Annotated in this window: 13 protein-coding genes; 3 read left to right on the top strand and 10 right to left on the bottom strand. The window is 71.8% G+C overall.

Going from position 1 to position 14411, the window contains the following annotated elements; genetic code table 11:
* Positions 1-53 precede the first annotated feature (53 nt).
* From KBX50_RS29665 to KBX50_RS29650, 4 genes are all read right to left on the bottom strand, one after another.
* Positions 54-1085, bottom strand: coding sequence for a PHB depolymerase family esterase (locus KBX50_RS29665; RefSeq protein WP_210941164.1), 1032 nt, complete (start codon positions 1083-1085; stop codon positions 54-56).
* A 260-nt stretch (positions 1086-1345) separates the two neighbouring features.
* Positions 1346-2023 (bottom strand): M15 family metallopeptidase, encoded by a 678-nt coding sequence (locus tag KBX50_RS29660; protein WP_307871107.1) that lies wholly within the window; start codon positions 2021-2023, stop codon positions 1346-1348.
* A gap of 191 nt (positions 2024-2214) precedes the next feature.
* A complete protein-coding gene (locus KBX50_RS29655; RefSeq protein WP_210941163.1) occupies positions 2215-3462 on the bottom strand; it encodes a serine hydrolase in 1248 nt (415 codons plus the stop codon).
* A 130-nt stretch (positions 3463-3592) separates the two neighbouring features.
* A complete protein-coding gene (locus tag KBX50_RS29650; protein WP_247674669.1) occupies positions 3593-4960 on the bottom strand; it encodes a D-alanyl-D-alanine carboxypeptidase family protein in 1368 nt (455 codons plus the stop codon).
* A gap of 351 nt (positions 4961-5311) precedes the next feature.
* Here KBX50_RS29650 and KBX50_RS29645 point away from each other — a divergent pair, with 351 nt between their 5' ends.
* Positions 5312-6130 carry a hypothetical protein gene (locus KBX50_RS29645; protein ID WP_307871106.1) on the top strand — a complete coding sequence of 273 codons (819 nt, stop codon included), beginning with the start codon at positions 5312-5314 and terminating at the stop codon, positions 6128-6130.
* Positions 6131-6312: 182 nt separating this feature from the next.
* Here the strand turns inward: KBX50_RS29645 and KBX50_RS29640 are convergent, their stop codons facing one another.
* Entirely contained in the window at positions 6313-7035 is a 723-nt protein-coding gene (locus KBX50_RS29640; RefSeq protein ID WP_210941161.1) for a MerR family DNA-binding transcriptional regulator, read from the bottom strand.
* Positions 7036-7214: 179 nt separating this feature from the next.
* On the opposite strand from KBX50_RS29640, the gene KBX50_RS29635 reads away from it, so the two are divergent.
* Entirely contained in the window at positions 7215-9488 is a 2274-nt protein-coding gene (locus KBX50_RS29635; protein ID WP_210941160.1) for an excinuclease ABC subunit UvrA, read from the top strand.
* A gap of 25 nt (positions 9489-9513) precedes the next feature.
* Here KBX50_RS29635 and KBX50_RS29630 read toward each other — a convergent pair whose 3' ends face one another.
* Both KBX50_RS29630 and KBX50_RS29625 read right to left on the bottom strand, forming a co-directional pair.
* Positions 9514-9702 (bottom strand): hypothetical protein, encoded by a 189-nt coding sequence (locus KBX50_RS29630; protein WP_210941159.1) that lies wholly within the window; start codon positions 9700-9702, stop codon positions 9514-9516.
* A 79-nt stretch (positions 9703-9781) separates the two neighbouring features.
* Positions 9782-10582 carry a DedA family protein gene (locus KBX50_RS29625; protein ID WP_210941184.1) on the bottom strand — a complete coding sequence of 267 codons (801 nt, stop codon included), beginning with the start codon at positions 10580-10582 and terminating at the stop codon, positions 9782-9784.
* Between the two features lie 82 nt (positions 10583-10664).
* Between KBX50_RS29625 and KBX50_RS29620 the strand changes: the two genes are divergently transcribed.
* On the top strand, positions 10665-11360 hold the full coding sequence (locus KBX50_RS29620) for a carbon-nitrogen hydrolase family protein (RefSeq protein ID WP_307871105.1): 696 nt from the start codon (positions 10665-10667) through the stop codon (positions 11358-11360).
* A 39-nt stretch (positions 11361-11399) separates the two neighbouring features.
* On the opposite strand, the gene KBX50_RS29615 is transcribed toward KBX50_RS29620, so the two are convergent.
* From KBX50_RS29615 to KBX50_RS29605, 3 genes are all read right to left on the bottom strand, one after another.
* Positions 11400-12917, bottom strand: coding sequence for a serine/threonine-protein kinase (locus KBX50_RS29615; protein ID WP_210941158.1), 1518 nt, complete (start codon positions 12915-12917; stop codon positions 11400-11402).
* A gap of 160 nt (positions 12918-13077) precedes the next feature.
* Positions 13078-13284 (bottom strand): hypothetical protein, encoded by a 207-nt coding sequence (locus KBX50_RS29610; RefSeq protein ID WP_210941157.1) that lies wholly within the window; start codon positions 13282-13284, stop codon positions 13078-13080.
* Between the two features lie 2 nt (positions 13285-13286).
* Positions 13287-14342 carry a LacI family DNA-binding transcriptional regulator gene (locus tag KBX50_RS29605; RefSeq protein ID WP_210941156.1) on the bottom strand — a complete coding sequence of 352 codons (1056 nt, stop codon included), beginning with the start codon at positions 14340-14342 and terminating at the stop codon, positions 13287-13289.
* Positions 14343-14411: the final 69 nt, after the last annotated feature.

Genomic DNA, 14411 nt, shown 5'->3' with positions numbered 1-14411 from the left:
CGCTGACGTACGGCAATCATGGGCGACAGCCTACGGGGCGACGGAGGCCGCGCTCAGCCGCCCAGCCGGCGCACCATGTTCATCACCGTCTCCACCTGGGCGCCGCCCTTGATCGGGTAGTTGGTGGCACCGAGATAGCCCCACCAGTCCCAGCATCCGTTCGGGTTGCTGGGCACGGTGATGGCCTGTGGGTACAACACGATCGTGGCGTTGGTGTCGGCGTACTGGTTGAGGTTGGCCCGGTCCACGAAGGCGGTGCCGACCCGGCTGTGACCCTGGAGGCAACCGTGCAGCGCCACCAGCAGCCGGCAGCTCGCTCCCGAGGCACAGGACGACGGGACGTAGGCGAAACCGTTGGCGTCCATGCTCAGGCCGTTGGCCCAGCCACCCGGCGCGAAGCTGTGCTGGCTGAACCGCACGAGCGTGCCACCGAGCGGCCCGGTGTTGGGCGGCTGGACCGATCCGAAGAGTTTGCGCAGGAAGGTGTGCTGCGGGTCGGTGCCGCAGTCGTTGAGGTACGGCGCGGCCGTGGCCGTGCAGCCCACCGTGCCGTAGGGCGTGACCCAGCCATGGCCGGCGGCCGAGCCGCTGTCGTACTGGACGCTGGCACCGAAGTGCTGCTGATAGCGGACCAGGTCGTCACTGACCGACCGCTTCACGGTGCCGTCGGATCCACCATGGAAGACGTAGACCGGCTCGCCGGACAGGCCGCTGACCGGGTCGACCCAGCCGTATCCGGCCCAGGTCCGGGTGTACGCCTGCAACGCGCTCAGATACGTCGGGTAGATGTTGTCGCCGCAGCCGTACAGCGCCTGCGCGACGTTGTTCTGCGCGCAGTAGTAGGGGCCGGCGGCGAACAGCGCCGCTCCCCTGATCCGCTTCGAGTAGGCCACCTGGAGTTGGCCCGCCAGGTAGGCGCCGGAGGAGACGCCGGCGACGTACACACCCGAGATGCGGTACGTGGACAGGCTTCCGGACACGGGACTCTTGGTGTGCGGGGTGTCGGCGGCGTGGGCGGGCGCCACCGGGGCGAGCAGCAGGGCCGCGACGGCGGCGGCGAGCAGCCGCGAGACTGGTCTGATCATGACGCTCCCTGGGGTCCGGTGAGCGCCGGCGGTGGTGTCGGCGTACGGCGACGCTAGCGTGACCTGCGTCACCGCCGACATGAGCGCAACCCACACCTCGCCGCGCCACACAGTGGTGCCGGCCGCTGTCCCGCCCTCTCACCCCACCACGCACCATCCATACGAGATCTTGGACATTTCCCGTTTCGCGCTAACGGGAAATGTCCAAGATCTCGGATGATGACCACTGCGTTCCGTCGCTTGCGGCGGCCTTGGGGGCGTCAGCCGGCTGAGGAACGGGTCACCGGCAGGTCGAAGTAGGTGTCGGGCCAGGGTTCGTCGCGGTAGCGGAAGTGCCACCACTCCCGGTCGTAGCCGACGAAACCACCCTCGGTCATCAGTTGCCGTAGCTGTCGCCGGTTCTCCCGGGCGGTGGGGCCGACGCGGTCCGAGTCGGTGTGCGACAGCGGGTCGAAGCAGTCGAAGCCGGTACCCATGTCGACGCTGTTGTCGGGGAAGCGCTGCGCACGTGGGACGGTGCAGGCCACCAGCGGTCGACCTGGTGCGAAGCGGGCCTGCTCGGGCGGCGGCACGTCGACCAGGGTGAGGTCGACGGTGCTGCCCCGGCTGTGTGCGCTGGGTGCGCCGAGATAGCCGCGATCCACCAGCTCAGCCTTGGTCACCCGAGGGTAGAACTCGGCCTTCATGGCGTCCTGCCCCGGCTGGCCGGCCCAGTCCAGGAAGTCCTCGGTGGCCCGCTGCGGGCGGTAGCAGTCGTACACCTTCAGGCTGCGCCCGACGGCGAGCGCCGCGTCCTGCACCCGGCGCAGCGCCTCCGCGGCGCGCTTGGTGAGCAGGCAGAGGGGTTCCTGGTAGCCGTCGACGCGGCGACCGACGAAGTTGTACGCCGTGGCGTACCGGATGTCGGTGAGGATGCGATGGTCGACATCGGACAGCACCACGAATCCCGGCCCCGACGGTGCCGGCGGCGAGGATGGGGGGCGGGGTTCGTCGCGTCCACATCCGACCGCGACCAGGACAGCACCGGCGACAGTTCCCACCAGCCACCGTCGACCGACTGCCGGCCGACGGTGCCGGTCGCCGCCGCCAGGCCGTCCGCGCTCCCGGGCCGCCGTGGTCACCGCCGCGCTCACGGGGTGCGCGTCGGCCGTCCCGTCCCCCCGGCGGTACGGTGCCGCCACCTGCGACGGCCGACCAGACCGCCCGCGAGCAGCGTCACTCCGACGGCGAGGCCGATCAGGGAAACCGACCGTAGGCGACCAGCCAGGGTCGCCGACCGCGATGTCTCCGCCCCGGACGCGCCGCCGGGCAACGCCTGCGGGGGTACGGCGGCCGGTGGGGCCGAGGCGGTGGCCGCACCCGGGCTCACCAGCACTCCCACCGAGGCCGCCGGAGGCAACTCGAATCCCCAGTCGAGCAGGGCCGCGCCCTGTTGCCAGCCCCGCTTGTCGACCACGTCCGCACCCAGCAACGTCACCACGAGTCGACGTCCGCCCCGCTCGGCCATCCCGACGTAGGTGTGTCGGGCCAGGTCCGTGTAGCCGGTCTTGCCCCCCAACGCGCCGGGATAGTGGTAGAGCAGCTGGTTGTCGTTGTCGATGGTGAATCCCTTGGCGCGCTGTCTCGGCTGGGCCGGGATGGTCGCCTCCCGAGTGGCCACGTACCGCCGGAAACGTGCGTCGGCGAAGCAGGCCCGGGTGATCAGAGCCAGGTCGTACGCGCTGGTGAACTGCCCGGGACCGTCCAGCCCGGAGGGGGTCGCCGCGTGGGTCTGGTACGCGCCGAGCAGGCTCGCCTGCTCATTCATCGCCCGCAGCCCGCCAGCCATGCCGTCCGCGCCTCCGCCGAGACGGGCCAGCGCGTTCGCCACCTCGTTTCCCGAGCGCAGCAGCAACCCCGGCCAGAGCGTCTCCACCCGGTACCGGCCGCCCGCCACCAACCCGACCGCGGAACTTCCCGGTTCGATGTCGAGATCACCTGAGGTGATGGTGACGACGTCGGCCGGATCAAGCCTCGGCAGCATGGTCGCGGCCAGCAGCAGCTTCTGCACGCTGGCCGGGGTCGCGTACTCGTGTGGACCGCAGCCACCCAGCACCTCACCGGTGTCCAGGTCGGCCACCAGCCACGAGGTGGCGGCCACCTTCGGCGGTTTCGGTACGCCCGGGGGCACCACCAGACCGGACGTGGCCAGCCGAGGGCCGCCGACGGCCCGCTGCACCGGGTCCGGGGAGGGCGTCACCGAAGGGGTGGGACCGGGAGCTGGCGGCGCCGAGCGCGGACACGGAACCGGCGCTGCCGCGTGGGCGTCGACCACGGGCACCAGTGGCGTCGCCAGCAGCGCGGCAGCCACCGCCGCGGTAAGTGCGGAAGCTCTCACAATTAGCGACACTATCGGGTGAATTCCGACGAGTCCCGCGAATCGACCAGCACCCACCCCAGCCGGCTCCTGGGCCCGCACGGCCCCCGCGTGGGCAGGTCACCCGCCGAGCTGTTCGGCGGGGGCACGGTCAGGGGCGGCGGGAGGTCGAGGTTGGCGCGGTGGGGGACGGATCTGGGCCGGTGGGGCGAGGGTCGGGGATGGGGGCCCTGGGAAGTCGTCGGGTGGCGAGGATTGCCAGGGTCACCGCGAGCGCTCCGACGGCCAGCGCCACGAACATTCCGGCGCCCGGCCCGTCGTCGACCGAGGCGGTGCCTGCCGGCTGAGCGGTGCCGGCCAGCGGGGACGGGTCGGCTGGCTGAGGCGAAGCCGGTGACGGTTCAGCGACCAACTCCCCCGGCTCCACCAGCCGGCCGACACTGGCCGGCCGGGGCAGCGCGAAGCCCCAGTCGAGCAGCGCGGCACCCTGCTCCCAGCCACGTTGCGGTCGCGGCTCGGCACCGAGCAGCGTCACGACCAGCCGGCGACCGTTCCGCTCGGCCGCGCCCACGTAGGTGTGCCGGGCGTAGTCGGTGAAGCCGGTCTTGCCGCCGAGCGCACCGGGATAGCGGTACACCAGTTGGTTCTCGTTCTGGATCTCGAAGCCCTTGCCCCGCAACCTCTTCTGCGCCGGAATGCGGGTGCGCTCCGTGAGCACGTACCGCCGGAAGGCCGGATCGGCGAAGCAGACCCGGGCGATCAGGGCCAGGTCGTACGCGCTGGTGAACTGGCCGGGAGCGTCCAGCCCGGACGGGGTGACCGCACGGGTCTGCCAGGCGCCGAGCTGGCGGGCCTGCTCGTTCATCGCCCGCACCCCACCGGCCACGCCGTCGGCGCCACCGCCGAGGCGGGCCAGCGCGTTCGCCGCCTCGTTTCCGGATTGCAGCAGCAACCCCAGCCAGAGGGTCTCCACCCGGTACCGGCCGCCCGGCAACAGTCCAACGGCCGAGCTGCCGGGGGCGATGTCCAGATCCTCCTTGGTGACAGTGACAACCTCGGCCGGATCAAGTCTCGGCAGCATGGTCGCGGCCAGCAGCAGCTTCTGCACGCTGGCCGGGGTCGCGTACTCGTGTGGACCGCAGCCACCCAGCACCTCACCGGTGTCCAGGTCGGCCACCAGCCACGAGGTCGCCGTCACCTTGGGCGGGGCCGCCGCGCCGGGCGGCACGATCAGTCCAGGGGTGGCGAGCGCATCGCCGCCGACCACCCGGTGTTCCGGAACGGGCGGCGGCGTCGTCGGTCTCGGGGACCGGATCACCTTCGGCGCCACCGCCTTCGGGCAGGGCACTGCCGTCGGGGCGGCGGGCCCCGGCGCGGGTGGCGGCGTGACGGCAGCGGCCGGTAGAGCAACCGATGCCAGCGATCCGGAACCGGCGGTGATCGCCACAACACCGGGAGTCGCGGGAATCGTCACGGCGACGAGGGCGGCGCAGCCGGCGGCGAGGTCCCGGATTCTCATGAACACGCAGACTAACGGCAGGATCTTCGGTGCCGCCCACCCCGCCCGGCCGGTTCGGGACGCGCGGAGGGCCGCGATCCTCGCTGGGAAGTGTTGAACCGATCGCTCGCACCCCCCGTATCCACGACCGAACACATGAAACGCCCGGACCTGCGACGGGAGCGCTCCCGCAGCTCGGTCCGACGTCACCCGTGAGGGTCCTCGGCATGCGGGGCGGGGCCGGCCGCCGTAGCCGATCGTCTTTCCGGGCACCCCATTGCGCACCAGCCGACGGGCCGACCCGTCGGGCGGTCAATCATGAGGAGAGTAAGCATGGTCAGGCGTACGCAGCAGCACCGCAAGCACGCTGCCGTGAAGCTCGGCGGCGTCGGTGTCCTGGCGGTGGTGCTCCTGGGAGGCGGTCTGACGCTGGCCTCCGCCAACGACGGCGCTGCGCCGCAGACGGCAAACTGCCCGACGGTACGGGACAAGCTGTCCAACGTGCCCGCCGCCGCCGTTGCCGGAGTCGAACAGGAACTGGCCAACCTCGACAAGCAGATCGCCGAGGCGAACGCCCGCCTCGCGCAGCAGGCCGCCAACCCCCAGGGCGGCCCCAACTTCATTCAGAACGCCATCCTCGGCCCGCTGGCCAGCAAACGAACCGCTGCCCTCGATCGCATCGGCATCACCATCAACCGCGTCGGCGGACAGCGCCCCGATCTCGCCAGCCTCGCCACCTGCGGACTCAACGCCGCAGGGGTGCCCAGCGCTGTCAATGGCAACGCCGGAAACGGCAACGCGGGCAACGGCAATGCCGGAAACGGCAATGCCGGAAACGGCAATGCAGGCAACGGGAACACCGGTAACGGCAACGCGGGAGCCGGCGTGGCGCAGCGGGTGAGCTGCCCGACGGTGGCCGACCGGCTCCCGGCCGTGCCGGCTCAGGCCGCGGCGGAGGTGCAGCGCGAACTCGCCAACCTGGAGAGCCAGATCGCTGACGCCAACGCCCGCCTCGGCCGGCAGGCGGCCAACCCGCAGGGCGGGCCGAACTTCGTGCGCAACGCCATCATCGGCCCGCTGGAGGACCGGCGCGTCGCGGCGATCAACCGCATCGCGACGGCGATCGGCCGGGTCGACGGCAACCGGCCTGCCGATCTGGTGAACCTGGCCCGGCCCTGCTCGGCGGGCTGACCACCTGATCTGCCCGAGACGGGCGGGTGGTGACACGAGTGGCCCGTCGTCGAACACCACGTTGGACCGCAACGCCCGGCCCGCTGCCATCAGAGGATTGCCTTGAGGCGGTGATGTCACTCAGACGTTTTCATGTCTGAGTGACATCACCGCCTTCGGTCCATGTGCCTGCCCCAGCGGTGTCAGCCGGCCAGGTGGCACAGATAGTCGTGCAGGGTCGCTGAGGCGGCCAGCCGTCGCCGGCTGCGGCGGTGCAACTCCTGCTCGCGGCGCGCCAGCTCAGCACGGACCCGCTGCGGGCTACCTGTAATACGCATCTCGGCGAGCACCGCCGTGATGATCTCGAATGGGTACGCGCCCCGGCGCAGCAGCGCCACCACCTGTGCGGCACGCTGCTCGGCCTCGTCGTACACCCGATAACCGGTGCCCGCCTCGCGAGCCGGACGCAGCAGGCCGCGAGCCTCCCACGAGCGCAGTTGCGAGGTGCGGACCCCGACCAGGTCGGCGACGACGCCGACCCGTACCGCCCGGCGTGGCACGGTGTGCTGGCGCGCACTTGTCACCACGGTCTCGAATGCGCCGAGCACCATCCGGATCTCGGCCCGTTCGCGGTCCAGCTCGGCGTGGCCGGCGTCCAACGACGCCAGCGCCGTCGGCAGGTCACCCCGGTGGACCGCCGCCATGATCTCGCGGGTACGCGTCCAGCCGTGTCCGTCGGCCACCGCGCGGGCCACCGTCAGAGCCCGCGCGTGCGCGTCGGTGAAGATCCGGTAGCCGCTCGGGGTGCGCTCCACCCGAGGCAGCACGCCGAGGTCGACGTAGTTGCGCACCTGCTGAACGGAAACGCCCGCCGTCGCGGCGAGATCCACCGCGCGCAGCCGGCCGCTGACCCGACGAACCACCACCGGTTCAGCCTAGCCTCTCACGTCCGTTTGAGACTTCTCGCCACCTACCGGACCCTCCGAGCGCTCTAAACGTCGCAAAAGTCTCCACGAGCACATCAATGTGACAATTGAATCTGGCCAGGCCAATCGGAAGCCAGTTCCCGGGCGGGAGTCCGTCCACGATCTCGCAAAGGGTTCGCATGCAGCAGCCAGCACGGTCCGCCGCCGACAGCCACGACGTCATCGAGGTACGCGGGGCCCGGGAGAACAACCTCGATGACGTCTCGGTCGACATCCCCAAGCGCCGGCTGACCGTCTTCACCGGCGTCTCCGGGTCCGGCAAGTCCTCGCTGGTCTTCGGCACCATCGCCGCCGAGTCCCAGCGGCTGATCAACGAGACCTACAGCGCCTTCCTCCAGTCGTTCATGCCGAGCCTCTCCCGGCCCGACGTGGATTCGCTGCGCAATCTCACCCCGGCCATCGTGGTCGACCAGGAGCGGATGGGTGCCAACTCACGCTCCACGGTCGGCACCGCCACCGACGCGTACGCCATGCTGCGCATCGTGTTCAGCCGGCTGGGCGACCCGCACGTCGGCGGTGCCGGCGCCTTCAGCTTCAACCTGGCCGAGGGAATGTGCCCCAGCTGCGAGGGCCTGGGCCGGGTCTCCGATCTCGACGTCAACGAACTGGTCGACGTGGAGAAGTCGCTCAACGACGGCGCGATCACCGTGCCGAACTTCGCCGTCGACACGTGGTACTGGCAAACCATCGTCGGCTCCGGGCTGTTCGACCCGGACGTCAAGCTCCAGGACTTCACGTCGCAGCAGTGGGAGGACTTCCTGCACAAGCCCGCCACGAAGATCAAGGTAGGCGGCACGAACCTGACCTACGAGGGTCTGGTCGTCAAGGTGCGTCGGCTCTACCTCGCCAAGGACCGGGAGTCCATGCAGCCGCACATCCGGGCCTTCGTCGACCGGGCGGTCACCTTCACCACCTGCGCCGACTGCGGCGGCACCCGACTCAACGCGGCGGCGCTGTCCTGCCGCATCGCCGGCCGCAACATCGCCGAGTGCGCCGCCATGCAGATCAGCGACCTGGCCGGGTTCATCCGGGAAATCGACGACCCGTCGGTCGCCCCGTTGACCGTCAACCTTCGGGAACTGCTGGACTCGCTTGTCGAGATCGGCCTCGGGTACCTCAGCCTCGACCGGGAGTCGGCCACCCTCTCCGGTGGTGAGGCGCAGCGGGTCAAGATGGTCCGGCACCTCGGTTCCAGCCTCTCCGACATCACGTACGTCTTCGACGAACCCACCGTCGGCCTGCACCCGCACGACATCGCCCGGATGAACGACCTGCTGCTGCGGCTGCGGGACAAGGGCAACACGGTGCTCGTGGTCGAGCACAAACCGGAGACCATCGCGGTGGCCGACCATGTGGTCGATCTCGGTCCCGGTGCGGGCACCGCCGGTGGCCGCATCTGCTACACCGGCGACGTGGCCGGTCTGCGCCGCTCGGACACGCTCACCGGCCGGCACCTGGACCACCGGGTACGGCTACGGAAACCGGCCCGTACGCCTCGGGGGCACCTCGCGATCCGGCACGCCGACCTGCACAACCTGCGGGACGTCAGCGTGGACGTCCCGCTCGGCGTACTGACCGTGGTGACCGGGGTGGCCGGCTCCGGCAAGAGTTCCCTGGTGCACGGCTCACTGCACGGCCGCGACGATGTGGTGGTCGTCGACCAGGCGCCGATCCGTGGCTCCCGGCGCAGCAACCCGGCCACCTACACCGGTCTGCTCGACCCCGTACGTACCGCCTTCGCCAGGGCCAACGGGGTCAAGGCCGCCCTGTTCAGCGCCAACTCCGAGGGGGCCTGCCCCACCTGCAAGGGCATCGGGCTGGTCTACACCGACCTGGCGATGATGGCCGGCGTCGCCTCCGTCTGCGAGCAGTGCGAGGGTCGCCGGTTCACCGACGAGGTGCTCACCTACCGGCTGCGCGGGCGCAACATCAGCGAGGTGCTCGGCATGTCGGTGGCCGAGGCCCGGGACTTCTTCCCCAGCGGCCCAGCCCGGGTCATCCTGGACCGGATGGCCGACGTGGGGCTGAGCTACCTCACCCTCGGCCAGCCACTGACCACGCTCTCCGGTGGCGAACGACAACGGCTCAAGCTGGCCATCCACATGGCCGACAGGGCCGGCACCTATGTGCTGGACGAGCCGACCACGGGACTGCACCTGGCCGATGTCGACCAGCTGCTCGCGCTGCTCGACCGGCTCGTCGACGCCGGCAACACGGTAATCGTCATCGAGCACCACCAGGCGGTGATGGCCCACGCGGACTGGCTGATCGACCTCGGACCGGGCGCCGGTCACGACGGCGGCCGGATCGTGTTCACCGGCACCCCGGCCGACCTGGTGGCGCACGGCGATACGCTCACCGCCCGCCATCTGCGCGACTACGTCGCCGCCTGACCACCGCGCCCCACCACCGGACCCGCTAGGACGCGGACAGCCGGCGCAGCCAGCGCCGCTGCCAGGGCGTTTCCACCGCACCAGGACGGTAGGCGGCGCGTACCCAGTCGATCGCATCCTCGGCCGGTGTGGCCGGGTCACCGATCCGCCGACCCCGCGTCCGCACCCCGCCGGGCAGTTTCACCACCGACCTCGTCGACCCAGTCCGATCCACTCATCAGCACCTCCCTGATACAGCCGACACGTCCGGAGCCAGTCGGGCGGACGGGTCATCCGCACCGGCCGGGCAGGAATCAGCGCCAAGGTTCCTGGTCGGCCGGTTGGTGGCCGTCCGACCAGACGCTGCGGTAGATGGTGCCCCGCCCGTCAGGATCCGGCACCCCGGCCGGCGTCGCGTCGGTCAGGCCGGCGCCGCTCTCGTTGGACCGCAGGCCGCCGGCTCGGCGCGAGCGGCGCAGGCGGGTGACGACGAACCAGACGATGCCCAGCGCCACGGCGACGATGACCAGGTTCTGCAGGATGCCGGCGTACCCCTCGACCAGGTGCCAGTTGTCGCCGAGCAGGAAGCCGGCCATCACGAAGGTGGTGTTCCAGATCAGACTGCCCAACGTGGTGTAGACCGCGAAGGTGAGCAGCGGCATGCGTTCCACCCCGGCCGGAATGGAGATCATGCTTCGGAAAATCGGGATCATCCGTCCGAAGAAGACGGCTTTCACGCCGTGCCGCAGGAACCACTCCTCGGTCCGGTCGATGTCGCTCAGCTTCACCAGCGGCAGCTTCGCCGCGATGGCCCGCGTCCGCTCCCGACCCAGCGCGGCTCCGACCCAGTAGAGCGCGAGGGCACCGAGCAGCGAACCGAGTGTCGTCCAGAAAATCGCCCCGACGACACTCATCCGGCCCTGCGCCGCGACGAATCCGGCGAGCGGCAGGATCACCTCGCTGGGAATCGGGGGGAACAGATTCTCCAGCGCCACGGCCAGCCCCGCACCTGGGCCGCCGAGCCGCTCCACCAGGTCGGTGACGAAACCAACCAGGCCGTCCTCGGGTGGTGCGGACTGGCCGACGACCGAGGGCGAGGCGTACCGGACATGCATCATGTCCCACACGCTACGAACCTCAGCTGAGAGTCGCTGCACCGGCGTCGACTTTCCTGAGTGCGGAGCCTAAGCTGCGCAGGTGTCGCGCCCTTCGCTGGCCATCGCCGTCGCCCAGCCCCGGTGCGTGTCGTACGACATCGACACCAACGTGGCGGCGCACGCGGCGACGGTCCGTACCGCCGCCGCCCGGGTGGTGATCTTCCCGGAGTTGTCGCTGACCGGTTACGAACTCGACGCCGCGCCGGTCGACCCGTCGGACCCCCGGCTCGCGCCGCTGGTCGCCGCGTGCGCGGCCACCGGGGCGCTCGCGCTGGTCGGCGCACCGGTGGCCGGAGAGCACATCGCCACCCTCGCCGTGGACGGCAGCGGGGCACGGGTGGCGTACCGCAAGATGTGGCTCGGGGAGGCCGAGGCCCGCCGGTTCCGCCCCGGACCGGCACCGGCCGTGCTGGACGTCGAGGGCTGGCGAATCGGCCTGGCGATCTGCAAGGACACCGGAGTCGCGGAACACGCGGCACGCACCTGCGCCGCCGGCGTCGACGTGTACGCGGCCTCGATCGTCGACGCCGCAGCCGAGGCGCACGTGCCGGACCAACGGGCATCGCGGATCTGCACCACCCACCGGGTCGTGGTCGCGGTGGCCAGCTTCGCCGGCGCCACCGGTGGCGGCTACACCGAGACGGCCGGACGGTCGGCGATCTGGGCGCCGGACGGTTCGGTCCTCGCCCGCGCCGGGACCGCTCCGGACGAGTTCGTACGGACGACCCTGGCCTGAACCTGGCTGAGCGGCGGTGCCGGGCGACGCCGGACGGGGTCAGCCCTCCGGCAGGTTCGCCTCGAGCCGCTCCAGCACGTCGTCCACGTCGTCGGCGAAGTCAGCGGGGAGTCGGCCGCGGTCCACCTCGTCGTCCAGACGCTCCCGCAGCTTCTCCAGTTGCTTCTCCTGCTCCTTCGGCCCGCCCCCGGCCAGCTCGGTCAACTCCTTACGCAGCCGGTCAGCGGCCTTACGGTCGATCTCTCCGGTGAGCTGTGCCTCGGTGAGCAACGCGATGAGTTCGACCGCCGCCCGCCCCAGGCTCACCGGCTCCGGCCGGCCGGCCGGCGAGCTGGCGGCGGGTCGTGGTGAGGTGGGCGGGGAGGAGGTCGGCGGGGCGGCCGGCGGCGCGGTGGGACTGGCCGTCTGCTGCCCGTCGCTCCAGTCGCCGAGGACGAGCGCCGCGCCCAGACCCAGCAGCAGGACCAACGCGAAGGTGAGCAGCGCGCCCGCCGGCGGGCCGCTGTGCCCCCGCCGGCCCGGCGGCCGTCCGGGTGCCGGCCGGGGTCGGCCACGGCCAGGCAGTGCTCCGCGCGTCGCGGATCGTGGTGCGACCCCGGACACGGTCTCGGGGCGGGCGGTCGGCTCGATCAGGGTCGGTGGATGGTGACGCACCGGCCGGGTCTCCGGCGTCTGCTGCCCGCCGGTGGCCGGTGCGTCGACCGTGGCCGCCGCCAGTCCGGTGGCGGCGGCGCGGAACCGGGTGGCCAGTCGGCCGGCCGTGGGGCGTCGTTCCGGATCGGGGTCGAGGCAGGCCAGCACCAGCTCGGCGAGGTCGGCCGGCAGGCCCGGCACCCGCAGGGGTGCGACGGCCGGACGGTTGGCGTGCACCCTGACCGCATCCGGCCAGCTGCGCACGGGCAGCGGGACGTCACCGGTGAGGGTGCGGTACAGCAGCGCACCGAGGGCGTACACGTCGCTGGCCGGATGGGGCGGGTCGGCGCTCAACCGTTCCGGCGCGAGGTAGGCGGGCGTACCCATCAGGGCGCCACCCGCCGGGCGGGCGCCGGGCGACGGCGCACCAGCGAGCGCGGCGATACCGAAGTCGAGCACCTTGGCACCGTTGTCGGTGAGCATGACGTTGCCCGGCTTGATGTCGCGGTGCACCACGCCCAGGCGGTGCGCGGCGGCCAGGGCGGCGGCCACCTCCGCCGCCATCCGCAGGGCCGGCCGCCAGGGCAGCGGCCCGTCGGCCAGCCGGTCGGCGAGATTCCGCCCGTCGACCAACTCCATCACCAGGTACGGCACGACGTTGCCGTCGGCCAGAGCCGCCTCACCGTAGTCGTACACCTGGGTGACGTGCGGGTGGGCCAGGCGTGCCGCGGCACGGGCCTCCCGCCGGAGGGTGGCCCGCAGGTCCGGGTCGACGGCGAACGTCCCGGCAAGGACCTTCACCGCGACCGACCGGCCCAGGACCTCGTCGTCGGCGCGCCACACCTCGGACATTCCGCCGAGGCCGATGCGATCGTGCAGCACGTAGCGGTCGTGCAACCGCAGGCTGGGGGTGAACGGCGACATGGGCCTCCAGTCTGCCTGCTGCACCGCCCGGCGCACCACCCACCCGGACGGCGGACCGGCCGTGCGGCAAGCGAACCAGGTCGCCGCAGACGCGGTAGCCGTCCTCCGACGGGCGTCGACGCCCCTGGGGCTGGTGGGGCCAGGGGCGTCGACACCTGCCTCAGGTGCGGCAGGCGGGCGGGGCGGGCACCGGACGCGGCTGGATGTGGTCGGCGAGTCGGCGCAGCGCCCCGGCGGCGAGCCGGCGGGTGACCACCAGCCGCGCCGGCCGGGGTACGTCGGGTCGGACCGGTGCGTCCGGCCGGGCGGACAGGACATGACGGGTGACCGCGTCGACGGCCATGACGAAGCCGGTGGGCTGTTCCATGGTCAACTCCTCGGGGCAGGTCCGGAGCTGCTCCGGACGACGAGCGTGGTGGACAGCAGGATCTGGCGCGCGGCGGCGTCGGTGGGCGGGTCGAGCAGCAGCGTGGCGGCGCTTCGGCCCTTCGCCTCGCCGGGCTGGCGGATGGTGGTCAGGCCGGCCGGGGCGGCCTCGGCGATGTCGTCGAAGCCGGTCACGGAGACGCGCCGCCCCCGCTCGCCGTCGGCGCGCAGGACGTCGAGCGCACCGAGGGCGAGCACGTCGGAGCAGGCCAGCACCGCGGTGGGCGGTTCGGGCAGGTGCATCAGCGCACTGGTGGCGGCGGCACCCGCGGCGCGGGTGTTGTCGGTCGCGGAGAGCACGGTCAGGTCGGGCCAGGCGACCCCGACCGCCGCGAACGCCTCGGCGAAGCCCGCCAACCGGTCCCGGGTGGTGGGGTGCGGCACATCGGCCACGTCGGCAACCCGCAGCGGCCCGGCCGGTGCGCCGGGCAGTACGTCGTCGCCGAGCAGGGCGACCCGGCGGTGACCGAGCGCGGTCAGGTGTGCCGCAGCGGACCGGGCGGCGGACCGCTCGTCGATGCCGACCCAGAGGTCCCCGGCGCGAGGCCGCGAGGAGGTGGTGACGAAGGGCAGGCCACGGCCGCGGATCGTGTCGAGGATGCCCTCCTCGTCACCGGCACAGTAGACGCAGAACCCGTCGACGGCGGCGTTCTCCACCGCCGTACGCGCGCCGGCCGCGTCGTCGGGCAGCGGTATCAGCAGCAGGTTGCTGTCGTGGCGTTCGGCCGCCTCGGCGACGCCGGTCAGGAACCGGACGGCGAAGGGGTCGGTGAACGCGTACGACAGCCGGGAGGTGAACAGCACCCCGATGGCACCGACGAATCCCCGCCGCAACGAGCGCGCGGTCGGGTCGGGCCCCGGGTAACCCATCTCCCGCGCGGTCTCCAGGATGCGCTGGCGCAACTGCGGTGAGAGCTGGTCCGGGCGGCCGTAGGCGTTGGAGACAGTGCTGCGCGAGACACCGACAGCCTCGGCCACGGCCCGCAAGGTCGGCTTCATCCGCACTCTCCGTTCTGGATCGATCCAGCAACTGGATCGATCCAGACCATAACCCCCACACCCCCACCC

Origin of the sequence: Micromonospora sp. C51 (assembly GCF_018070435.1) — a bacterium.
Classification (GTDB): domain Bacteria; phylum Actinomycetota; class Actinomycetes; order Mycobacteriales; family Micromonosporaceae; genus Micromonospora; species Micromonospora sediminimaris.
Note: the sequence above shows the minus strand (reverse complement) of the source record. Positions and strands in the feature narration are given on the sequence as shown.